At 72.0% G+C, this 20544-nt stretch carries 18 protein-coding genes; 11 read left to right on the forward strand and 7 right to left on the reverse strand.

Features of this window, described 5'->3' with window-relative positions; translation table 11 throughout:
* Positions 1 to 170 precede the first annotated feature (170 nt).
* Together ACFYPD_RS31790 and ACFYPD_RS31795 are read left to right on the forward strand one after the other, a co-directional pair.
* Positions 171 to 1202, forward strand: coding sequence for a LacI family DNA-binding transcriptional regulator (locus ACFYPD_RS31790; RefSeq protein ID WP_387121701.1), 1032 nt, complete (start codon positions 171 to 173; stop codon positions 1200 to 1202).
* Positions 1199 to 2365 (forward strand): mandelate racemase/muconate lactonizing enzyme family protein, encoded by a 1167-nt coding sequence (locus ACFYPD_RS31795; RefSeq protein WP_387121704.1) that lies wholly within the window; start codon positions 1199 to 1201, stop codon positions 2363 to 2365. Before ACFYPD_RS31790 ends, ACFYPD_RS31795 begins: the two co-directional genes overlap by 4 nt.
* 73 nt (positions 2366 to 2438) lie before the next feature.
* Here ACFYPD_RS31795 and ACFYPD_RS31800 read toward each other — a convergent pair whose 3' ends face one another.
* The 3 genes from ACFYPD_RS31800 to ACFYPD_RS31810 are packed head-to-tail and all read right to left on the reverse strand — an operon-like array spanning position 2439 to position 3808.
* Complete coding sequence (locus ACFYPD_RS31800; RefSeq protein WP_387121707.1) at positions 2439 to 3011, reverse strand: TIGR03086 family metal-binding protein; 573 nt, start codon at positions 3009 to 3011, stop codon at positions 2439 to 2441.
* Positions 2998 to 3423: an SRPBCC domain-containing protein gene (locus ACFYPD_RS31805; protein WP_387121710.1), complete on the reverse strand. Its 426-nt coding sequence runs from the start codon at positions 3421 to 3423 to the stop codon at positions 2998 to 3000. Before ACFYPD_RS31805 ends, ACFYPD_RS31800 begins: the two co-directional genes overlap by 14 nt.
* Entirely contained in the window at positions 3413 to 3808 is a 396-nt protein-coding gene (locus ACFYPD_RS31810; RefSeq protein ID WP_387121712.1) for an ArsR/SmtB family transcription factor, read from the reverse strand. The genes ACFYPD_RS31805 and ACFYPD_RS31810 overlap by 11 nt, the downstream gene beginning before the upstream one ends.
* A 268-nt stretch (positions 3809 to 4076) precedes the next feature.
* Between ACFYPD_RS31810 and ggt the strand changes: the two genes are divergently transcribed.
* Positions 4077 to 5879 carry a gamma-glutamyltransferase gene (ggt, locus tag ACFYPD_RS31815; protein WP_387121716.1) on the forward strand — a complete coding sequence of 601 codons (1803 nt, stop codon included), beginning with the start codon at positions 4077 to 4079 and terminating at the stop codon, positions 5877 to 5879.
* Between the two features lie 318 nt (positions 5880 to 6197).
* Here ggt and ACFYPD_RS31820 read toward each other — a convergent pair whose 3' ends face one another.
* Positions 6198 to 6680: a GNAT family N-acetyltransferase gene (locus tag ACFYPD_RS31820; protein WP_387121719.1), complete on the reverse strand. Its 483-nt coding sequence runs from the start codon at positions 6678 to 6680 to the stop codon at positions 6198 to 6200.
* Positions 6681 to 7016: 336 nt separating this feature from the next.
* Between ACFYPD_RS31820 and aceB the strand changes: the two genes are divergently transcribed.
* The 6 genes from aceB (at position 7017) to ACFYPD_RS31850 (ending at position 15198) form a co-directional block, all read left to right on the forward strand.
* Positions 7017 to 8600: a malate synthase A gene (aceB, locus tag ACFYPD_RS31825; protein ID WP_387121722.1), complete on the forward strand. Its 1584-nt coding sequence runs from the start codon at positions 7017 to 7019 to the stop codon at positions 8598 to 8600.
* Positions 8601 to 8629: 29 nt separating this feature from the next.
* Positions 8630 to 10102 (forward strand): FAD-linked oxidase C-terminal domain-containing protein, encoded by a 1473-nt coding sequence (locus ACFYPD_RS31830; RefSeq protein WP_387121725.1) that lies wholly within the window; start codon positions 8630 to 8632, stop codon positions 10100 to 10102.
* Positions 10102 to 11433: an FAD-binding oxidoreductase gene (locus tag ACFYPD_RS31835; protein ID WP_387121727.1), complete on the forward strand. Its 1332-nt coding sequence runs from the start codon at positions 10102 to 10104 to the stop codon at positions 11431 to 11433. The genes ACFYPD_RS31830 and ACFYPD_RS31835 overlap by 1 nt, the downstream gene beginning before the upstream one ends.
* A complete protein-coding gene (locus ACFYPD_RS31840) occupies positions 11433 to 12854 on the forward strand; it encodes a (Fe-S)-binding protein (RefSeq protein WP_387121730.1) in 1422 nt (473 codons plus the stop codon). The genes ACFYPD_RS31835 and ACFYPD_RS31840 overlap by 1 nt, the downstream gene beginning before the upstream one ends.
* 55 nt (positions 12855 to 12909) lie before the next feature.
* Positions 12910 to 14793, forward strand: coding sequence for an L-lactate permease (locus tag ACFYPD_RS31845; protein ID WP_387121733.1), 1884 nt, complete (start codon positions 12910 to 12912; stop codon positions 14791 to 14793).
* A 162-nt stretch (positions 14794 to 14955) separates the two neighbouring features.
* The gene (locus ACFYPD_RS31850) at positions 14956 to 15198 is read left to right on the forward strand and encodes a DUF6767 domain-containing protein (protein WP_387121736.1); all 243 of its coding nucleotides are present in this window, start codon (positions 14956 to 14958) and stop codon (positions 15196 to 15198) included.
* A gap of 301 nt (positions 15199 to 15499) precedes the next feature.
* On the opposite strand, the gene ACFYPD_RS31855 is transcribed toward ACFYPD_RS31850, so the two are convergent.
* Both ACFYPD_RS31855 and ACFYPD_RS31860 read right to left on the reverse strand, forming a co-directional pair.
* Complete coding sequence (locus ACFYPD_RS31855) at positions 15500 to 16054, reverse strand: AAA family ATPase (RefSeq protein ID WP_387121739.1); 555 nt, start codon at positions 16052 to 16054, stop codon at positions 15500 to 15502.
* A 62-nt stretch (positions 16055 to 16116) separates the two neighbouring features.
* Positions 16117 to 16488 (reverse strand): glyoxalase superfamily protein, encoded by a 372-nt coding sequence (locus tag ACFYPD_RS31860; RefSeq protein WP_387121742.1) that lies wholly within the window; start codon positions 16486 to 16488, stop codon positions 16117 to 16119.
* A gap of 256 nt (positions 16489 to 16744) precedes the next feature.
* On the opposite strand from ACFYPD_RS31860, the gene ACFYPD_RS31865 reads away from it, so the two are divergent.
* Positions 16745 to 17419 carry a cytidylate kinase family protein gene (locus ACFYPD_RS31865; RefSeq protein WP_387121745.1) on the forward strand — a complete coding sequence of 225 codons (675 nt, stop codon included), beginning with the start codon at positions 16745 to 16747 and terminating at the stop codon, positions 17417 to 17419.
* 569 nt (positions 17420 to 17988) lie between these two features.
* Here ACFYPD_RS31865 and ACFYPD_RS31870 read toward each other — a convergent pair.
* Entirely contained in the window at positions 17989 to 18858 is an 870-nt protein-coding gene (locus ACFYPD_RS31870; RefSeq protein WP_387121748.1) for a DUF6745 domain-containing protein, read from the reverse strand.
* A gap of 370 nt (positions 18859 to 19228) precedes the next feature.
* Here ACFYPD_RS31870 and ACFYPD_RS31875 point away from each other — a divergent pair, with 370 nt between their 5' ends.
* The gene (locus tag ACFYPD_RS31875) at positions 19229 to 20326 is read left to right on the forward strand and encodes a CapA family protein (RefSeq protein WP_387121750.1); all 1098 of its coding nucleotides are present in this window, start codon (positions 19229 to 19231) and stop codon (positions 20324 to 20326) included.
* Positions 20327 to 20544 lie beyond the last annotated feature (218 nt).

Here is a 20544-nt window from a genome sequence, read left to right on the forward strand (position 1 = left end):
GGCGGTTTCCGGGTACTCAGCCGCTGGGTAGGCGCGTGCCGTCGGCAGGGCCGGAGGACCCCGGTGAGGACGGGGAACCGGCCCTGAATGCGCTTTCAGTAAGCGCTTTCAGGGTGCTACGGTAACCACGCCGAAATAATCCGGTCAAGAACTTCCGCAGGGAGAAAACGATGCAGCCGCGGGCGCACGTGACCTTGGAAGACGTGGCCAGAGCCGCCGACGTCTCGCTGGCCACCGCCTCCCGGGCGCTCAACGGCATGCGCGTCACCCCGCAACTGCGCGACCGGGTCCTCGCCGCCGCCGAGAAGCTGGCCTACACCCCGAACGCGCACGCCCGGGCCCTCGCCGGCGCCTCCCACCGCACCGTCGGCGTCATCTGCCACGACGTCACCGACCCCTACTTCGCCGCCGTCGCCGGCGGCGTCATGCGGGTCGCCGGGGCCAACGACCTGCTGGTCATGCTGGCCAGCACCTTCCGCGACCCCGAACGGGAGATCGCGTACGTGTCGATGCTGCGCGCCGAGCGGGCCCCGGCCATCCTGCTGATCGGCTCCGGCTTCGAGGACGTCCGCTGGGAGCGGGCCCTGGAGGCCGAACTCAAGCCCTACCTGGACGGTGGCGGCCGGGTCGCCGTGGTCAGCCGGCACCGCAGCCTGAAGGTCGACAGCGTGCTGCCGGAGAACCGCGCCGGCGCCGCCGCCATGGCCCGCGCCCTGCTCGACCTCGGCCACCGGCGCTTCGCCGTGCTCTCCGGACCGCGGGCGCTCACCACCGTCGCCGACCGGCTCGGCGGCTTCCGCGACGAACTGGCCAAGGCCGGCGTGGCGCTGGCCCCGACCGACATCGTCGAGGGCCCCTTCACCCGCGACGGCGGGTACGGCGCGATGTCCGAGCTGCTCGCCCGGGGCTCGGCCGCCACCTGCGTGTTCGCGCTGACCGACGTGATGGCCATCGGCGCCTGCGCCGCGCTGCGCGACCACGGCCTGTCCGTCCCCGACGACGTCTCCGTCGCCGGCTTCGACGACATCCCGATCGTCCGCGACCTCACCCCGCCGCTGACCACGGTCGCGCTGCCCCTGCAGCAACTCGGGGAGAAGGTGATGGAGCTGGCGCTGACCGAGAACAACGGACGGCGACGCCGGCTCCTGCGGATGGGCGGCGAGGTCGTCGTCCGCGCCAGCACCGCCAAGGTGGGCTCGTGACCCCGCTCGCCACCGACCTGGCCGGCCTGACCATCGACGCGGTCGAGACGTACGCCGTCGCGCTGCCCACCATCCGCTCGTTCGGCGTCTCCGGCGGCTCCGTGGCCGTCGCCGGCACACCCAGCATCCGGGTGCTCGTCAAGGTCACCGCCGGCGGCGTCACCGGATGGGGCGAGGCCACCCCGATCCCGGCCTGGACCTACGAGACCGCCGAATCCATCGTCACCACCGTCGATCGCTACCTCGCCCCGGCCATCCTCGGCCACCCCGCCTGGGACCTCGACGGCGTCACCACCGCCTTCGACCGCGCCATCAACCGGGGCTTCACCATCGGGGCGCCCCTGGCCAAGAGCGCGGTGGACGTCGCGCTGCACGACCTGCTCGGCCGCGCGCTCGGCGTACCGGTGGGCGTGCTGTGGGGGCAGCGGCGCCGGGAAACCATTCAGCTCGGCTGGATCGTCTCAGGGCAGACGGCCTCGGAAGTGGCTGACGCGGTGGCCGAGGGCAGCGGCCTCGGGTACGAGGCGTTCAAGGTCAAGGTCGGCCTGCACAGCGAAGCCGAGGACGCCGCCGTGGTGCGGGCGGTCCGCGAGGCCGCGCCCGACGCGGCCCTGTGGGTGGACGCCAACCAGGCGTACACCGTCGACGGCGCGCTGCGGATGGCCCGCCGGCTCGCCGAGTACGACGTCGCCGCGTTCGAACAGCCGCTACCGGCCAACGACGTCGCCGGGCAGCGCCGGCTGCGGGAGACCTCACCGATCCCGGTCGCGCTCGACGAGAGCCTGCGCCACCCGAGCGACCTGGCGACGTTCGTGAAGCTGAACGCGGTGGACGTGGCCATCGCCAAGGTGCAGCGCAGCGGCGGCCTGACCCTGTCCCGGCGGCTCTGCGCCCTGGCCGAGGACGCCGGGGTGCGGCTGATGGGGTCCGGGCTCACCGACTCCGACCTGGGGCTGGCCGCCTCGCTGCACCTGTTCGCCGCCTACGGCATCGACACACCGGTCGACCTGAACGGGCGGCAGTTCCTCACCTCCTCCTACGCCACGGGCGCGACGGTCGAGGTGAAGGACGGGGTCGCGCGGGTGCCGACGGGGCCAGGGCTCGGCGTCGAGGTGGACGAGTCGGTGGTGCGGGAACTGGCCGTGGACGTGCTCGCCCGGTAGTCCGGCGAGGAAAAGGGCGCGGGCAGTTCACGATGCACGCGTGGGCATGAAGGCAGGCCGGGCGGTGTTCGGCTCATGGCTTCGACCAGGACGGATCCCGGCCGATAAAACCCAGCAGTCTGGTCTGGGCATCCGCGCCCTCGGGCACCGCCACTCGCGGGCCGTACTGGCCGGAGGAGCGGATGACCTCCTCCATCTGCTCCATCTCACCGAGCAGTTCAGCGCAGAGCTCCGGGTCCAGCGCGTCGTCCTGGCCGGTAGCCCTGGAGAGATCCCAGGTGTGCATGAACACGTCGGTGGTGTAGAACCGGTCGATCGCGGCCGCCAGCGGCAGGCTGCCGGTGTGTGGGTTGGTGAGGTGCCGGTGCGCCGTCTCCGGATCGTCCAGCACCGCCTGCACGGCATCGCAGTGAATCCGCCAGACGGCGACCGGGTCTTCGTCCACTGATGGCCCCTGGGGCAGTTCGATGCCGGCGCCGGAGGCGAGAAACCCGGGGAGCCATTCGGTCAGGTGACGCACCACGTCGCGGGCGGTCCAGCCGGCGACCGGGGATGGCGCGTCCCACGATCGGGTACCGCGGACCCGATCGGTGAACAGCCCGGCAACCTGCCGGTGCCGCTCGGCCGGGCGGTCAGACAGCGCCATCGATGATCATCCCCTCCAGCTTCGCGTAACCCTCGTTGACACCGACCTCCATGCCGCTGCGCAGCCACGCGTCACGGCCTTCGAAGCTGTCGACCAGGGACTGTGTCCGCAGCCGTGTACGGCCGTCGCCCAGGTCCTCGAACCACAACGTCTCCAGCGCGACTCCGTCGGGCTCGCCCTCGAACGTGAAGGTCTGCACGATGCGGTCCGGCCGTACCTCGTGGAAGCAGCCGCGGAACCAGTACTCCGTGCCGTCGTGCGCCGAGACGTACCGCCAGCTGCCGCCGGTGGACGCGTCCCAGTGCTCGATCCGGGTAGCCATGGCGTCGGGACCCACCCACCTGGCGAACAACTCGGGATCGGTGTGGGCGCGGAACAGCTGCTCGGGCCTTGCCGCGAAGTCACGACTCATCCGGATGACCGGGAGCCTCGGATCGGCTTCGATTGCTGTCTCCGTGATCCTGTCCATGCTCGTGTCCTTTCATCTCGGCCAGAAGGGCGTCGAGGCGGCGATAGCGCTGCTCGACGCGGCTCCGGTGGCGCTCGATCCAGGTGTCCATCAGGTCGAAGGCTCGGGCTTCCAGACGCACGGGCCGGGGCTGCGGCCCTCTCGGTCGGCTGACCAGCCCGGCGTCCTCGAGCACCCGCAGGTGCTTGTAGACCGCCTGCAGTGTCATCCGGTACGGCTCGGCCAGCTGGCTCACGGTCGCGTCACCCTCCGAGAGCCGGGCCACCATGTCGCGCCGGGTCGGATCCGCGAGGGCGGCGAAGGCCCGGGACAGCGCACCCGTGGTCATCCGTCCCGCCCTTTCAACCCGATGGTTTAAAGAACTGTAGGCAGCAGGTGAACATCGGTCAACCCTGTGGTGAAAGTGCTGCTTGTGCGAGCAGGAATGATCCGTGGTGCGCCGCCCGGCGGGACCTGGTCCGCCGGGCGGGCGGCTTCCCGCGCGAACCGCTCGCGCCGCACCCCTGCCCTGGCCCGCGCCCGCCTGGTCCTCGGGTTGCCCGCCCTCGATCAGTGGAGTAGGCAGGAGGTTCACCCACGTCGATCTGGGAGGCCAGATGAGAACTCGGGCCCTCGTCACCGCGACCATCGCCCTGGCCACGCTCGTAGCCGGGACCGCCGTTCCCGCCCAGGCGAAGCCGGCCGGGCCGCCGAAAGAGTCGGTGGCCGTCGGGTACGGGGGAGCGGTCTCCACCGTGGATGCCACCGCCACGGCCGTCGGCCTGGACGTGCTGCGGCGCGGCGGCAACGCGGTCGACGCGGCGGTCGCCGCCGCGGCGACCCTCGGCGTCACCGAACCCTTCTCGGCCGGCATCGGCGGCGGGGGCTTCTTCGTCTTCTACGACGCGAAGAGCCGGCGGGTGCACACCATCGACGGCCGCGAGGCCGGACCAGCCTCGATGAGCGAGACCACCTTCATTGACCCGGCCACCGGAGCGCCGTACCGGTTCGACGAGGCTCGGATCAGCGGGTTGTCGGTCGGCGTCCCGGGCACCCTGCTCACCTGGCAGGACGCGCTGGACCGCTGGGGCACCCGGTCGCTCGCGCAGCTACTCACGCCCGCCGCACGGGTCGCCGAGGACGGCTTCCCCGTCGACGAGACCTTCGCCGGTCAGATCGCCGGGAACCAGGCGGCCTTCGGCCAGTTCAGCTCGACCAGCGCGCTGTACCTGCCCGGCGGGCAGCCGCCGGCGGTCGGCAGCACCTTCCGCAACCCGGACCTCGCCGAGACGTACCGGCTGCTCGCCAAGCGAGGCACCGACGTCCTCTACCGCGGCGAGATCGGTCGCGATGTGGTCGCGACCGTGCAGCACCCGCCGGTGGCGGCGCATCCGATCGGCTCGTGGCCGTACCCGATCCGCCCGGCCGGCATGACCGCCGCCGACCTCGCCGCATACCGCACCCGCTTCCCCGAGCCGACCCGGTCGGACTACCGCGGCCTTGAGGTGTACGGCATGCCCACCCCGTCCAGCGGCGGCACCGCCGTGGGGGAGGCGCTCAACATCCTCGAGCAGTTCGACCTGCGGTCCATGACCGCCACCCAGGCGATGCACCACTACCTGGAGGCCAGCGCGCTGTCGTTCGCCGACCGCAACCGGTACGTCGGCGACCACACCCAGCAGAACGTGCTTCGCGAGCTGCTCAGCGACGCGTACGCCAAGGAGCGGGCCTGCCTGATCGACCCGTCGGCGGCGCTGCCCAAGCCGGTCGCGCCCGGCGTCCCCGACGGCACGTACGGCGGCTGCTCGGCGGCGTCGGTCGCCGACGTCCGCGACGACCGCACCGGTACCACCAACCTGACCGTGGCCGACCGGTGGGGCAATGTCGTGGAATACACGCTGACCATCGAGGCGACCGGCGGCAACGGCATGGTCGTGCCCGGCCGGGGATTCCTGCTCAACAACGAGCTGACCGACTTCAACTTCGCGCCGACCCAGGGCGCCGCGACCGACCCGAACCTCCCGGGGCCGGGCAAGCGCCCGCGCAGCTCCATGTCACCCACGATCGTGCTGGCCGACGGCCGGCCGTTCCTGGCCGTCGGCTCGCCCGGCGGCGCGACGATCATCACCACCGTCCTGCAGATGCTGGTGAACCGGATCGACCGGGGCATGGCGCTGCCGCAGGCCCTCGCCGCGCCTCGGGCGTCGCAGCGCAACGGCGCCAGCACCCAGGCGGAGCCGGCCTTCATCACCGGGTACGCCACCGGCCTCCCGCCGGGCCACGCCTTCTCGCCCACTGCGGAGATCGGCGCGGCGACCGGTATCGAGTTCCTGGCGGACGGCCGGCTGCTCGCCGCGGCCGAGCCTGTACGCCGGGGCGGCGGCGCGGCGGCCGTCGTCGGCCGCTGGGCGCGCGACTGACGACGGGGGACCGCGGCGACGGCTCCGGCCGAGCCTGAGCCGTCGCCGTGCTCCTCGCCTGCAAAAGGGCCGGCCGGTTGCGAAACGAGCGCCGCACCCGTCTCGAGAGCGGATGTCGGACTGCCGGGTCGGCTCCGACCATCTCCTGAAGGCGCCGGACGGGTCGGGCATCGTCTGCACCTCGGCCACGCCCGAGCGCGCTTCGTCCACGGGAACGGACAGCGTTTCGGGAGGCGTTCGGCCGTGTCCGCCCGGTGAGATGTTCATGAGTTTCAACAGAAGCTGGGCTCGGTCCTGGCCGTGCTGTCGAGCACGAGCTCACGCGGACGGCGTGACGGGGGACCGCAGGCCGAGCCACTGCTCGGCGTCCCAGGCCTGGAACCGCTCCACCTCGGTGAACCCCAGCTTCGCCGCGAGGCGCATCGAGCCGACGTTGGCGGTTTGGGTGGTGAGCACCACCGGCTCGCCGGGAAGGACGCCGTCGAACCAGTCGAGTGCCGCCACGCACGCCTCGGCGGCGTACCCGAATCCCCATGCCCGCGGCAGGAACAGGTAACCGAGATCGGCCTTCCCCGCCGCAGCCGGGCGACGGTGCTCGGTTGCTCTCCTGAGCAGGATCTGGCCGATCATCGCCCCGTCGAGATCAACGACGAAACTCCCGGGCCGCCGCCCGGGCACCCCGGACATCTCGCGCTCAAGCTCGTCACGCGGGCGGGGGCCGCCGAGGTAGGTGTGCACCTCTGGCGACGCCAGCAGCTCGATGAACGCCGCACGGTCCCGGGCCTCGGACTCACGGAGCACGAGCCTCTCGGTCCGTATCGGCTCAGGCGGCCAGGCGACGGGTCCGAGCTCAGTCATGTCGGCCAGCCAATCAGCAGACTCGGCAGCGATCAAGACTCGCGGACCGGTCAACCCACCGGAGCTCGACCCGGCGAATGATGATCCTCGTGCCCGGTGGGTGGCCCCCGACCCGACCGTTTGCCGTTCGCCGCAGGTCAGGCACCGCTCGCCGCAGTGGATCGACCGTTCCCGGCCACTGTGCCGTCGCTCAACTCGCGGCCATGACCAGCGAGAACTACAGTCGGCTGGAGCACCGCCGGATAGATCGCGACACATATCACGGTGAGGAGCGAGTCGATGGCCAACCCTGCCGGCATCGAGGTCACCGGGCCGATACGCCCCCGGTACGACGACATCCTCACCCCCGAGGCGTTGAGCTTCCTCGCCGACCTGCACCGCGCCTTCGACGCCCGCCGTCGCGAACTGCTCGACCGGCGCAAGCGGCGCGAGGCCGAGCTCGCCGGAGGCGCGCTGTTCGACTTCCTTCCCGAGACCCGGGAGATCCGCGAGTCCGACTGGCGGGTCGCCGACCCCGCGCCGGGCCTGGTCGACCGCCGGGTGGAGATCACCGGCCCGACGGACGCCAAGATGACCATCAACGCGCTTAACTCCGGGGCGAAGGTGTGGCTGGCCGACCACGAGGACGCCAACACCCCGCTCTGGGAGAACGTCATCTCCGGCCAGCTCAACCTGCGCGATGCGATCGACCGTAAGCTCGACTTCACCTCGCCGGACGGCAAGCAGTACGCCCTGCACGACGGTGAGCTGGCCACCATCGTGGTCCGGCCGCGCGGCTGGCACCTCACCGAGAAGCACATCCTGGTCGACGGCGAGCGCACCTCCGGCAGCCTGGTCGACTTCGGCCTCTACTTCTTCCACTGCGCCCGCCGGCAGCTCGACCGCGGCGCCGGACCCTACTTCTACCTGCCGAAGATGGAGAGCCACCTCGAGGCGCGACTGTGGAACGACGTCTTCCTGCTCGCCGAGGAGCGCCTCGGCATCCCGCGCGGCACCATCCGGGCCACCGTGCTGATCGAGACGTTCCCGGCCGCGTTCGAGATGGACGAGATCCTCTACGAGTTGCGCGAGCACTCCGCCGGGCTGAACGCCGGCCGGTGGGACTACATGTTCAGCGTGATCAAGAAGTTCCGCACCCGGGGCGCCGGCTTCCTGCTGCCCGACCGGAACTCGGTGACCATGACGGTGCCGTTCATGCGCGCGTACACCGAACTGCTGGTGCGGACCTGCCACCGGCGGGGGGCGCACGCCATCGGCGGGATGGCCGCGTTCATCCCCAGCCGCCGCGACCCGCAGGTCAACGAGACGGCGCTGGCGAAGGTCCGGGACGACAAGACGCGGGAGGCCAACGACGGGTTCGACGGCTCCTGGGTCGCCCACCCCGACCTGGTGCCGATCTGCCGGGAGGTCTTCGACCAGGTCCTCGGTGAGCGGCCGAACCAGCTCGACCGCACCCGCGACGAGGTCCGGGTGACCGCCGCCGAGTTGCTCGACGTTCGGTCCACCCCGGGGCAGCACACCGAGGGCGGGCTGCGCAACGCGGTCAGCGTCGGTGTGCAGTACCTGGCCACCTGGCTGCGTGGCTCCGGCGCGGTGGCCATCTACAACCTGATGGAGGACGCGGCCACCGCGGAGATCTCCCGCAGCCAGGTGTGGCAGTGGCTGCACAACGACGTCACCCTCGACGACACCGGTGAGCGGGTCACCCGGGAGCTGGTCGAACGGATCGCCGACGAGGAGATCGGGAAACTGCCCGGTGCTCCCGGTGACTACGCCGACGCCCGGGCGCTGTTCATGGAGGTCGCCGTCGCCGACGAGTTCGCCGACTTCCTGACCGTGCCCGCGTACGAACGGATGCCCTGACTGACGACCGACGCGACGTGGAGGTGGCGATGAGGACGACCACGACGGACCTCGACGCTCTCGCCGCCGCACTGCGGGCCGCCATCGGCGCCGACCGGGTGATCAGCGACCGGCAGGAGCTGCGCACCTACGAGTGCGACGGGCTGGCCCAGTACAAGGTGATCCCCGCGCTGGTGGCGCTCCCGGCGGACGCGGAACAGTGCGCCGCCGTCGTGCGGGCCTGCGTCGCCGCGGGTACGCCGTTCGTGGCCCGCGGCTCCGGCACCGGGCTCTCCGGCGGCGCCCTGCCCCGCGCCGACGGCGTCCTCGTGGTCGCCTCGCAGATGCGGGACATCCTGGAGATCGCGCCGGACGACGAGCGGGCGGTGGTACAACCCGGCGTGATCAACCTGGCGGTCACCCGGGCCGCCACCCCGTACGGCTACTACTACGCGCCGGACCCGTCCAGCCAGCAGATCTGCTCCATCGGGGGGAACGTGGCGGAGAACTCGGGCGGCGCCCACTGCCTGAAGTACGGCTTCACCACCAACCACGTCCTCGGCGTCGAGCTGGTCACCCCGGACGGCGACCGGGTACGCCTCGGCGGCCGCGCCCCCGACGCCCCCGGCTACGACCTGCTCGGCGCGTTCGTCGGCTCCGAGGGCACCCTCGGCATCGCCACCGAGGTGACCGTCCGGCTGACCCGGCTGCCCGAGTCGGTGCGCACCCTGCTCGCCGCTTTCGAGACGACCGACCAGGCCGGTGCGGCGACCTCGGCGATCATCGCGGCCGGGGTGGTGCCGGCGGCGGTGGAGATGATGGACGCCCTGGCCATCGAGGCGGCCGAGGCGGCGGTGCACTGTGGCTACCCGCCCGGCGCCGGGGCGGTGCTGATCGTCGAGCTGGACGGGCCGGAACCGGAGGTCGCCGCCCAGTTCGCGCAGGTGGAGAGCCTGTGCCGGGAGAACCGGGCGTTCGAGATCCGGATCGCCGCCGACGACACCGAGCGGGCGCTGTTCTGGAAGGGGCGCAAGTCCGCGTTCGCCGCCGTGGGGCGGATCAGCCCGGACTACATCGTGCAGGACGGGGTGATTCCGCGGACCGCCCTGTCGGAGGTGCTGCGCCGCATCGGCGAGCTCTCCGCCGAGCGCGGCATCCGGGTGGCGAACGTCTTCCACGCCGGCGACGGCAACCTGCACCCGCTGGTCCTCTTCGACGCCGCCGTCGACGGCGAGACCGTCCGCGCCGAGGAGGTCTCCGGCGCGATCCTCGACCTCTGCATCACCCACGGTGGCTCGATCACCGGGGAGCACGGCGTGGGCATGGACAAGGCGAAGTACATGCCCCGCATGTTCACCGACGACGACCTGGACACGATGCAGCTGCTGCGCTGCGCGTTCGACCCGGACGGGCTGGCCAACCCCGGCAAGGTCTTCCCGACGCCCCGCCTCTGCGGCGAGGTGCCGGGCCGACGCAAGGGCGTCCACCCGGCGCAGGAGGCCGGCCTGGCGGAGGTGTTCTGATGCCCGCCGACCGGACCCTCGACCAGCTCCGCGCCGCCGCCGAGGTCCGCCCCCGCGACGTCCCGGCACAGCGCCGCGGCGCGCCGGGCGGGGCCGCGACCGGTGACCCTGGGCGCGACGACGGCGCGGTCGTCCGCACCGCCGGCGAGCACGACACCATCGCCGGGGTGGCGGCCCGTTACGTCGCCGCGCCCCGGGACACCGGCCAGGCCGCCACCCTGCTGCGCGCGGCAGTCGCGCTCGACCTGGCCGTCACGTTCCGCGGCGGCGGCACCAAGCAGGACTGGGGGAGTCCACCCCGTCGACTCGACCTGATCCTCGACACCACCGCCCTGACCGGGGTGGTCGAGCACGCCGCCGGCGACCTGATCACCGTGGTCCGGGCCGGCACCCGCCTCGACGAGCTGCCGGCCACCCTGGCCGGCGCCGGGCAGCAGCTCGCCCTCGACGCACCGCTGCCCGGCGGCACCGTCGGCGGCGCCGTCGCCACCAACACCAGCGGCCCGCGCCGGATGCTCTACGGAACGGTCCGGGACCTGCTCATCGGGGTCACCCTGGTGCGCGCGGACGGGGTGGTGGCGCACGCCGGCGGCAAGGTGGTCAAGAACGTCGCCGGCTACGACCTGGGCAAGCTGGTCACCGGCGCGTACGGCACGCTGGGGCTGATCACCGAGTGCGCGTTCCGGCTGCACCCGCTGCCCGCCACCGTCGCATACGTCTCCCGCACCGTGGACGACCTGGCCGAGGCCGGCCGCCTGGCCGGCACGGTACGGGCGGCCCAGCTCGTACCCACCGCGCTGGAGGTGGACGCGCCGGCCGGCGAGCGAGCGACGGTCACCGTGCTGCTGGAGGGCACCCCGGCCGGGGTGACCGCCCGGGCCGCCGCGGCCCGCCGGCTGCTCGGCGCCGACGCCACCGACGCCGAGCAGCCGCCCGAAGGCTGGACACGCTATCCGTGGCGGGACGGGGACGTCGGCCTGAAGCTGACCGCCGCGCTCTCCGGCGTACCCCGGCTGCTGAGCGATGCCCGCGCGGCGGCCGACCGGCACCACCTGCCGCTGGCGCTGCGCGGTTCGGTCGGCGTCGGTGTCCTCTACGCCGGCCTGCCCGGCGCATCCGACCCGGAGCGGGTCGCCGGCCTGGTGGACGCGCTGCGGGCGACGACCGCCGCCGTCGGCGGGCACACGGTGGTGCTCACCGCACCCGCGCCCGTGCGGGACCGGGTCGACCTGTGGGGACCGGTCCACGGCCTGGAGCTGATGCGCCGGGTCAAGCAGCGCTTCGATCCGGACGCCCGGCTGGCGCCCGGCCGATTCGTGGGAGGGATCTGATGAGCATCCCCCAGCAGCCCGGCCCGACCCCGGTCACCTCACCCGGCGGCAGCCAGCCGGCCAGCGGTCCCCGGGACGTGCTCGGCGCGGCCGCCCAGCCGCCCGGCGTTGGCGCCTTCGACGAGCACCACCCGCCGTCCGCCGAGCTGGTCGGGGACTGCGTGCACTGCGGCTTCTGCCTGCCCACCTGCCCGACCTACGTGCTGTGGGGCGAGGAGATGGACTCGCCGCGCGGACGGATCTACCTGATGAAGCAGGGGTTGGAGGGCGAGCCGCTCACCGACTCCATGGTCACCCACTTCGACCGCTGTCTCGGCTGCATGTCCTGCGTGACCGCCTGCCCCTCCGGCGTCCAGTACGACCGACTCATCGGGGCCACCCGCCAGCAGGTCGAACGCCGGCACAGCCGCGGCCCTCGGGACCGGGCGCTGCAGGCGGCGATCTTCGCGCTCTTCCCGTACCGGAGGCGGCTGCGGCTGCTGCGCGGGCCACTGCGGGCGTACCAGGCCACCGGCCTGCCCCGGCTGATCCGCCGCAGCGGGCTGCTACGCCGGCTGGCACCCACCCTGGCGGCGGTGGAGTCGCTGGCCCCCCGGCTGGGCCGGGCCGCCGGCCCGCCGCAGCGGGTGGCCGCCGTCGGCACCCGGCGGGCCGTGGTCGGCATGCTCACCGGCTGCGTGCAGGGCGCCTTCTTTCCCGAGGTGAACGCCGCCACCGCCCGGGTGCTCGCCGCCGAGGGCTGCGAGGTGGTGATCCTGCCCGACCGGCAGGGCTGCTGCGGGGCGCTGAGCGCGCACAACGGACGGGAGGAGGAGGCGCGCCGCTTCGCCCGCCGGATGTTGGACACGTTCGCCGCCGCCGGTATCGACTATTTCGTGGTCAACGCGGCCGGCTGCGGCTCCACCCTCAAGGAGTACGGCGACCTGCTGCGCGACGACCCCCGGTACGCGGCGCTCGCTGCCGACTTCGCCGGCAAGGTCCGCGACCTCTCCGAGGTACTGGTCGAGCTCGGCCAGGTCGCCACCCGGCACCCGCTACCGGTGACGGTCGCCTACCACGACGCCTGCCACCTGGCGCACGCCCAGGGCGTCCGCGCGCAGCCCCGTCGGCTGCTGCGCGACATCCCCGGGCTGGAGCTGCGGGAGATCGCCGATCCGGAGATCTGCTGCGGCTCGGCGGGCATCTGGAACATCCTCCACCCCGGGCCGGCCGCCGAACTCGGCGACCGCAAGGCCCGCACCGTACTGGCCACCGGGGCGGCGCTGCTCGTCACCGCCAACCCCGGCTGCCTGATGCAGGTCGCCGCCTCGGTGACCCGCGCCGGCGGCGACATCGCGCTGGCACACACCGCCCAGGTCCTCGACGCCTCGATCCGCGGACGAGGGGTCGAGGAGTTGCTGCACCAGCGAACCCCGTCCTGACGGCGGGATCCACCGTCACCGCTGACCCCCGTCCCCCATAGCGTCGAGGTGACCCATGTTCGACCAGTTCAAGGTCGTCACCGATCCCGTCGGTGACTCCGTCGCGCTCTCGGCCATCTTCGCGGTCCTGCCCCTGCTCACCCTCTTCGTCCTGCTCGGCGTCATGAAGGTCAAGGCCTGGTTGGCCGGCGTGATCTCCCTCGTGGTCGCCCTGATCGTGGCCATCGCCGTCTACGCCATGCCGATCGGGCAGGCCGTGCTCTCGGCCACCGAGGGCGCCGCCTTCGGCTTCTTCCCGATCCTGTGGATCGTCATCAACGCGATCTGGGTCTACAACCTCACCGTCGAGAGCGGGCATTTCGACGTGCTGCGCCGCTCCTTCGAACGGGTCAGCCCGGACATGCGTATCCAGGCGATCATCATCGCGTTCTGCTTCGGTGCGCTGCTGGAGGCGCTGGCCGGCTTCGGCACGCCGGTGGCGATCACCGTGGTGATGCTGATGGCGCTCGGGTTCCGCCCGATCCACGCCGCCTCGGTGTCGCTGCTGGCCAACACCGCGCCGGTGGCCTTCGGCGCGCTCGCCACCCCGATCGTCACGCTGGCCAGCGTCAGCAGTGGCGCCAACCCCGACCCCCGGCTCACCGTCGACACCCTCGGCGCGATGGTCGGCCGGCAGACCCCGATCCTCGCGGTGGTCGTACCGCTGATGCTGGTGGCCCTGGTCGACGGGCGGCGCGGCATCCGCCAGACCTGGCCGGCCGCGCTGGTCGCCGGGGTGAGCTTCGGCCTGGCGCAGTTCGTCGCGGCGAACTACATCTCGGTGCCGCTGACCGACATCGTCGCCGCGCTGGTCTCGGCCGCCGCCGTGGTGCTGCTGGTCCGCGTCTGGCGTCCGGTCACCCCCGCCGACCTCGGCCGGGAGCCGGAGGCCGCCGCCGTGCCGGCCGCCCGCGGGGCAGTCGACGCGGAGCTGGCCGGCCCCGGCACGGTCCGCGCCGCCGTGGGTACCCGCTCCGATACGACCAGCACCGCCGCCCCCGGACTGGGCGGTTCCGGTGGGCAGACCCCGCCGGGTGATCCGCGCATCGACGAGACCGCTCCCGGCGGCCGGCACCGCGGCGACGACGACCTGGAGCCGCGGCCCGCCGACCAGGTGCGCGCCGCCACGGCGGGCGGTCGGCGGATCGCGGACACGCCGGCCGAGGTCGCCCGGGCGTACGCGCCCTACCTGATCATCATCGCGATCTTCTCCATCGCCAACCTCGGCGCGGTGAAGACGGCCCTGGCGAAGGAGCCGTGGACGGTGAAGTTCCCCTGGCCGGGGCTGGACATCCTGGGCGGCAACGGCAAGCCGCTGTCCTCGGTGACGTTCACCTTCAACTGGCTGCCCGCGGCGGGCACCCTGATGATCCTCGCCGGCATCCTGACCGCGCTGCTGCTGCGGGTCTCGGCGGGCCGGGCGCTGCGCGCGTACGGCCGCACCTACGTCGAGCTGCGCTACGCGATCGTCACGGTGATGGCGGTGCTCGCCCTGGCGTACGTGATGAACCAGTCCGGCCAGACCAACACCCTCGGCGCGTTCCTCGCCGCGGCCGGCGGGGCGTTCGTCTTCCTGTCGGCGATCCTCGGCTGGATCGGCGTCGCGGTGACCGGCTCGGACACCTCCGCCAACGCGCTGTTCGGCGCGTTGCAGGTGCAGACGGCGGCCCGGGCCGGGCTGGACCCGCTGCTGCTGGCCGCGGCCAACTCGTCCGGGGGAGTGCTGGGCAAGATGATCAGCCCGCAGAACCTGGCGATCGCCGCCGCCGCGGTCGGCATGGCCGGCCGAGAGGGGGAGATCTTCCGGAAGGTGTTCGGCTGGAGCCTCGTGCTGCTGCTGTTCATGTGCGTGCTGGTCGCGCTCCAGGGCTCCCCGGTCCTGAGCTGGATGGTGCCCTGATCGCAGGTCCGACCGCCCGGGCGCCACGGATCACGTGGCGCCCGGGCTCGTCTCGTCGCGGCTCCGGCTCGGTGGGCTTCTGCACCCCAGGCGGGCCGGTGACGGCGGATTTCGGGACCAGTGACCCTGAACGGACCACCCGACGCCGCGGACCGTAGAGATGTGAGCACCGCGACCAGAGCGGCCCGACCGGCCGCGACCTGCCCGATCCGGCCGGGGGAGCCCTGCACGCTCTGCCAGCTCGACGTCACCGGGCCGCAGGACTGCCCATTCAACGCCGGTGAGCAACCGGACGGTGTCGGTGCCCGTATTGCAGAGATACACGCCTTCGCGCCGTCATCGTCGCCATCGAGGCAGCCACCCGAGCCCACAAGGGCGAGCCCAGCCGCACCATGGCGGAGATGACCCGCAAGATCACCGAAGCCCTCGACGCCGCCTGACGGGATGGAGGGCCGGCACCGTCCGGCCGGCCCTCCACACGTGGTGGTTCTGTCGAACCTGGGCTGCCGTACATGCTTAGCCACGCCTTGAACCTCGCCGACCTGCGCACCGACAGCTACCGCTTCTGGGGCCGGCTGCTCCGCCGCGGCCCTGCGGCGGTGCGCGGCTACCGGGCTCGGGACCAGGTGGCGTACGCGCTCTACGGACTTGCGTCGCTGGCGTTCGCGGTCACGCTGGTCACGGTGGCTTGTGCGCTACTGGTACGTCACGCTGGCCCGCTGGACCGGCGGCGGGTGGGCGGTAGTGATCCTGGTCGCGGAGGCGTTGGTGCTGCTCGCGCTGGTCGGCTGGCTCGCCCGCCGCCGGGCGGCCGGGGCGCCGGACCGATCAACTGCTCGATGATGTCGGCCAGCTCTCCCACTGGGCGTTGGCCGTCGAGTTCCAGCGTGGCGCCGCGTCGGAGCAGCGGCTCCACCTCGCGCACGTAGTGCGCGATATCGGCGCGATGCTCGGCGGTCTTCCCGTACGGGTTGGTCGACCGCGCCGTAACCCGATCGAGCAGGACGTCGAGTGGTGCACTCAGCAGGACGACGTGGTCGAAACGGTCGTAGAAGTGGCCCTGGTTCGCCACCGTGCCCGATACGACGACCACGGGCCGGTCTGCGAGCAGAGCTGCCATCCGTGGCTCGTCCCAGTCGCCGTCCGGCAATGTCCAACTGTCATAGTCGGTGTCGATGGTGTCGTAGCCGCGACGGGACAGCTCAATCAGCAGGGTGCTCTTACCCGCGCCCGACATGCCCGTCACCAGCACTCGTGCCACCCATCGACCCTACGCAGGCCGGCCCGGCCCGAGTGCTCCCGGCCCCAGGATGTGATCGTCGATCAGCCGTTCGGGCGTGACTCGATCGCCTGCAGCGACCACCTGTTGCCGTCAGGATCGCCGAAGTGGACGAAGTTGCCCCATGGCTGCACCTCCACCTCGCTGGCATCGACGCCGGCGTCGAGCAGTTGCCGGCGCGCCGCCTCGGCGTCGGCAACCACAACCTGGATCTCCTGTGTGCCGGGGGTCTTGTCGGTGATGCCCTCGCCGATCACGATGGAGCAGGCCGAGCCGGGGGGTGTCAGCTGGACGAACCGCAGGCCCTCGTGCACCCGGTGATCGTGGTCGGCGTTGAAGCCCACCTTCTGGTAGAACGCCTTGGCCCGGTCGACATCGGTCACCGGAACCGGAATGAGTTCAATCTTCCAGTCCATGGCCCCACCGTAGGACGTGGCTACGACCTTCTGGCTCACCGCGCCATCCGCGGCGGATGAGGATGTCGTCCGGACCGCGTCCTGCTGCCCTTTGATCCGTGTATGCCGGTCGACGCGAGACGGCTGATAATTGTTCGGTCATGGCTGAGATCACCTGAGCGCGCTCAGGCGCAGACGTCCAGAAGGAACGCGGGTCCAGGAAACGGTCATCGGGTTTCCCGCGGGTGTCGGCCGAGCGGGTAGGACGGGGCAGGACATGGACCAAGGCACCCGCGACGAGATGCTCGGCCGCCTGGCTGAGGCAGTCGGGTCCGTCACCGTCACACACCCGACGCGGGTTGCCATCGACGGACCGCCCGCCGCAGGCAAAACCACGCTCGCCGACGAGTTGGCCGTCGTCTTGCGCACACAGGGCCGCGACGTCATCCGCGCGACGATCGACGATTTCCTCTTCCCCCGGGCGCAGCGCTACCCGCGCGGCGAGTACTCGGCCGAAGGCTGCTACTTCGACACCCACGACTACGACGCGCTGAACCGGGTCTTGCTCGATCCGCTCGGCCCGGGCGGAGATCGACGCTTCCGACACGCGGTCTACGACCGCACCTCTGATAAGGCGCTGTCCCCGCCGGTCATGCCTGCCCCCGCTGACGCCGTGCTGGTCTTCGACGGCGTCTTCCTCATGCGCCCGGAACTGATTGATCGGTGGGACCTGCGCATCTTCGTGTCGACCGCGCTCGAGAAGACCGTGGATCGTGCCGTGATCCGAGAGCGCCGGGTGTCATCTCGGGCCGAAGTCGAACGGCGCTGGCGCGAGCGTTACATCCCCTCCCAACAGCTCTACTTCGCTACGGTCCGCCCGACCGATCACGTCGACATCATCGTGCACAACGACGAGCCCCAGCAGCCGGTCTGGGCGACCCAGACACACTGACCGCACTCGATTCGGCTACGTGTTTCATCGATCTGCCACCGTTGCCCGGCCAGGCTTCGGTCGAGGCGCCCGGTACGGACCCGCACAAGCGCTCCGCCACGATCGAGGTATGGCCGGCGACGAGACCCGTCGTGGGCGGCGGCCGCTTCGACACCGGCCGGGACGGCTACGCGGCGATGCCAAAGTACGCCAAGCGGTGGTCGAACCGGGTCTGGGCGATCGAGGGCTGCCAGGGCATCGGCCGGCACATCGCCACCCGATTGCTCGCCGATGGCGACCAGGTTGTCGATGTGCCGCCGACGTTGTCCGCCCGGGCGCGGGTGTTCGCCGCCGGGCAGGGCCGCAAGACCGAGGCCACCCGACGCCCACTCGGTTGCGCTGGTCGGCACCCGGAACGCAGCGGTCCTCTTTCCATCGGCGGTGTGCTGTCCCGCGCTCAACGGCTTTCGGAGGCGGGCCGTACCGCAACCGGCTCTCTGCCGGGGTGCGGATGTCCTGTGGGAGTTTGTTTTGAGGAGCGGGCCGGCCGGGACTGGCGGGTGCCCGTCCCGGCCGGCTGTCGACTCAGGTCACCTGCTCAGGAGTGGTTGCCAGCCGTTGCGGTAGCGCAGGCCGCGGGGTTGCAGTCGGATCTGGTCGTGCACTGTTCCGGGGATCGGCTCGGTTCGTATCGCCTGGGGCCGGTCCACCACGACGCAGACGTCCTCGCCGGGCCACCACCAGCCGCAGGAGCGGGCCAGGCCGGCCCAGGCGTTGAGGTGTTCGGCCTCGTCTGGCCCGTACCGGGCAAGGCCGAGTCGATGCAGCACGTCGTAGTAGGCGATCCATGACGCGTCCTGCTGCCCGTACCAGCACACGGGTACCGGGCCGTCGCCGGCGAGCGCCGCCCGCACGGGTAGGTAGTACCCGTGTGCGAGGCTGCGGTGCAGTGCCGTTCGTACGCCTTGGTGCAGCACGACGGCGAGCGGAACGCCGCTGTCGAGCGCCTGCAGCGGCGCCAGTTCGGGCCAGGGTTCCTTGGTCCTGCTCGTGCGTACGGGTGACAGTTCGGGATCGGTGTGCGTGACGCCCGCACTCAGCGCGCCGCGCAATCGGGAGGCGATCATGGCAATGTCGCTTGCCAGCGGTGGTGTCCCGCGCGGCCGGGGTGCCCGGATGCGCTCGTAGAGCTGATCGAGGGTGGGCCAGCCGCTGATCAGGGGGCGCGCCTTGTCCGGCGAGTCGACCCATTCGAAGCGGGGTCGCGGCCGCGATGCCCTGGCGTAGATGGCGGTCAGGCAGCGCTCGGCGGTCGACGTGTCAGCCGGCTGCGTGGAGAGGGCGTGGTCGAGCCATTCCTGGCGGATCCGGATGCCCTGCTGCCACAGGTCGTGAGGGTCGCCGCTGCGAACGGTCTGTGGAGGTTTCGCGGCGTCGTTGCGCCGCGCGGGGGCGCTCACCGCGCCAGGGCGTCGCCGCCCTTCCGGTACGAGATCATGAAACGACTATCGCCCACAACGCGGCACCGGCGCAACGCGGTTCTCCACCTGCAGCGTGCCATCAGCGGCGTGGCAACTCACTGCTCGCGCTGCTGCTGGGCCGGCGCGATCACCGCGCGTCGTTCCGCTGGGGGCTGGCGGTGGCCGCGGTGCTGGTGGTGGGCACGGGCCGGCACGCCGCTCGAGCTGACCCGCCCGGATGCGGCGCTGGACGCCTGGCACCGGGTCCACCTGCTCGGCCTATCCGGCTGGCTACAGACCCTCACGGTCGAGTTCTGTGGTGTGGCCGCCGGGTCACCGGGCGTCGCTCGGAGCGCGTACCCTCGGCCGCGTGAAGCGCAGGACGGCGCGTTGCTCGCTGGCGGCGCTGACGGCGGTCGCAGTCGGCGTCGGGCTGGCGGGATGCGCCGCCGGATCGACCGGTCCGGCGCCGGTCTGGCGCGGGGCCACGCTGGGTCCGACCTCGTCCGCCACCGGCGCCGCGACGCCGAAGCCGGACTCTGCGGTCGAGGTGCGACTGGCCTTCGCCGGTGACGTCCACTTCACCGGCCGTACCCTGCGCCTGCTCGAGGATCCGCAGACGGTATTCGGACCGATCACCTCGATGCTGCGCGACGCCGACGTCACGCTGCTCAACCTGGAGACGGCGGTGACCGACCGGGGCACCCCGCAGCCGAAGACGTACCGTTTCCGGGCTCCGAGGACCGCCTTCGCGGCGCTGCGCGCGGCCGGGGTGGATGCGGTGTCGATCGCCAACAACCACATCCTCGACTACGGCCGGCAGGGGCTCGCCGACACCCTCGACGCTGCGGCAGAAGCCCGGTACCCGGTGTTCGGCGCGGGCCGCGACGCCGACGCGGCGTATGCGCCCTGGCTCACCACGGTACGAGGGCTGCGGATCGCGGTGCTGGGCATGTCACAGGTGCATGACCTGGCCGGGTCGTGGCGAGCGACGGACACCCGACCAGGGGTGGCCATGGCGTTCGATCCGGCCCGGGCCACCGCCGCGGTGCGATCGGCGCGGGAGCGGGCGGACCTGGTCATCGTCTTCATGCACTGGGGCGTGGAGGGCAATTCGTGCCCGAGCGGGGAGATGAAGACGTTCGCCGGAAGGCTGTCGGAGGCTGGCGCCGACATCGTGGTCGGTACGCACGCGCACACGCTGCTGGCCGACGGCTGGCTGGGCCGGACCTACGTGCACTACGGACTGGGCAACTTCCTCTGGTACGGCAATTCGCACAGCACGGACTCCGGCGTGCTGAACCTGGTGGTACGCGAGCGGACGGTGGTGGACAGCCGGTTCGTCCCGGCGACGGTCTCCGCCAGCGGCCAGCCGGTGCCGGCCACCGGGGTCGGCAAGCAGCGCATCCTCGACAAGCTCGCCACCGCACAGCGGTGCACCGGCTTGGCGGCCAAGCGCCCCGGATAGCGCGGCGGACGGCGGAGGCGTGCCGCAGTGCTCCGTCGTCGACGACGCGGATCAGCAGTGCGAGGCCCAGGAACAGCCGCGCGGCCGGCATGAGCAGCCGCACCGTACGGGCCGTGAGAGGCATGCGCGCGAAGGTGGCCACCGCCCCAAGGCGCGGGGTCCGGACCGATGCCGGTGCGGCGGCTACACGGGAACTCGGGTTCAACCCACTCGACTGG

It is taken from the genome of Micromonospora sp. NPDC005299 (assembly GCF_042872345.1).
Lineage (GTDB): Bacteria > Actinomycetota > Actinomycetes > Mycobacteriales > Micromonosporaceae > Micromonospora.

Coding starts and splice junctions, on each gene's coding strand:
- aceB (WP_387121722.1), top strand. CDS start 7,017: ATGGCCAACCCTGCCGGCATCGAGGTCACCGGGCCGATACGCCCCCGG.
- ACFYPD_RS31805 (WP_387121710.1), bottom strand. CDS start 3,423: ATGAGTCGTGACTTCGCGGCAAGGCCCGAGCAGCTGTTCCGCGCCCAC.
- ACFYPD_RS31860 (WP_387121742.1), bottom strand. CDS start 16,488: ATGGACTGGAAGATTGAACTCATTCCGGTTCCGGTGACCGATGTCGAC.
- ACFYPD_RS31790 (WP_387121701.1), top strand. CDS start 171: ATGCAGCCGCGGGCGCACGTGACCTTGGAAGACGTGGCCAGAGCCGCC.
- ACFYPD_RS31835 (WP_387121727.1), top strand. CDS start 10,102: ATGCCCGCCGACCGGACCCTCGACCAGCTCCGCGCCGCCGCCGAGGTC.
- ACFYPD_RS31840 (WP_387121730.1), top strand. CDS start 11,433: ATGAGCATCCCCCAGCAGCCCGGCCCGACCCCGGTCACCTCACCCGGC.
- ACFYPD_RS31845 (WP_387121733.1), top strand. CDS start 12,910: ATGTTCGACCAGTTCAAGGTCGTCACCGATCCCGTCGGTGACTCCGTC.
- ACFYPD_RS31810 (WP_387121712.1), bottom strand. CDS start 3,808: ATGACCACGGGTGCGCTGTCCCGGGCCTTCGCCGCCCTCGCGGATCCG.
- ACFYPD_RS31800 (WP_387121707.1), bottom strand. CDS start 3,011: ATGGCGCTGTCTGACCGCCCGGCCGAGCGGCACCGGCAGGTTGCCGGG.
- ACFYPD_RS31865 (WP_387121745.1), top strand. CDS start 16,745: ATGGACCAAGGCACCCGCGACGAGATGCTCGGCCGCCTGGCTGAGGCA.
- ACFYPD_RS31830 (WP_387121725.1), top strand. CDS start 8,630: ATGAGGACGACCACGACGGACCTCGACGCTCTCGCCGCCGCACTGCGG.
- ggt (WP_387121716.1), top strand. CDS start 4,077: ATGAGAACTCGGGCCCTCGTCACCGCGACCATCGCCCTGGCCACGCTC.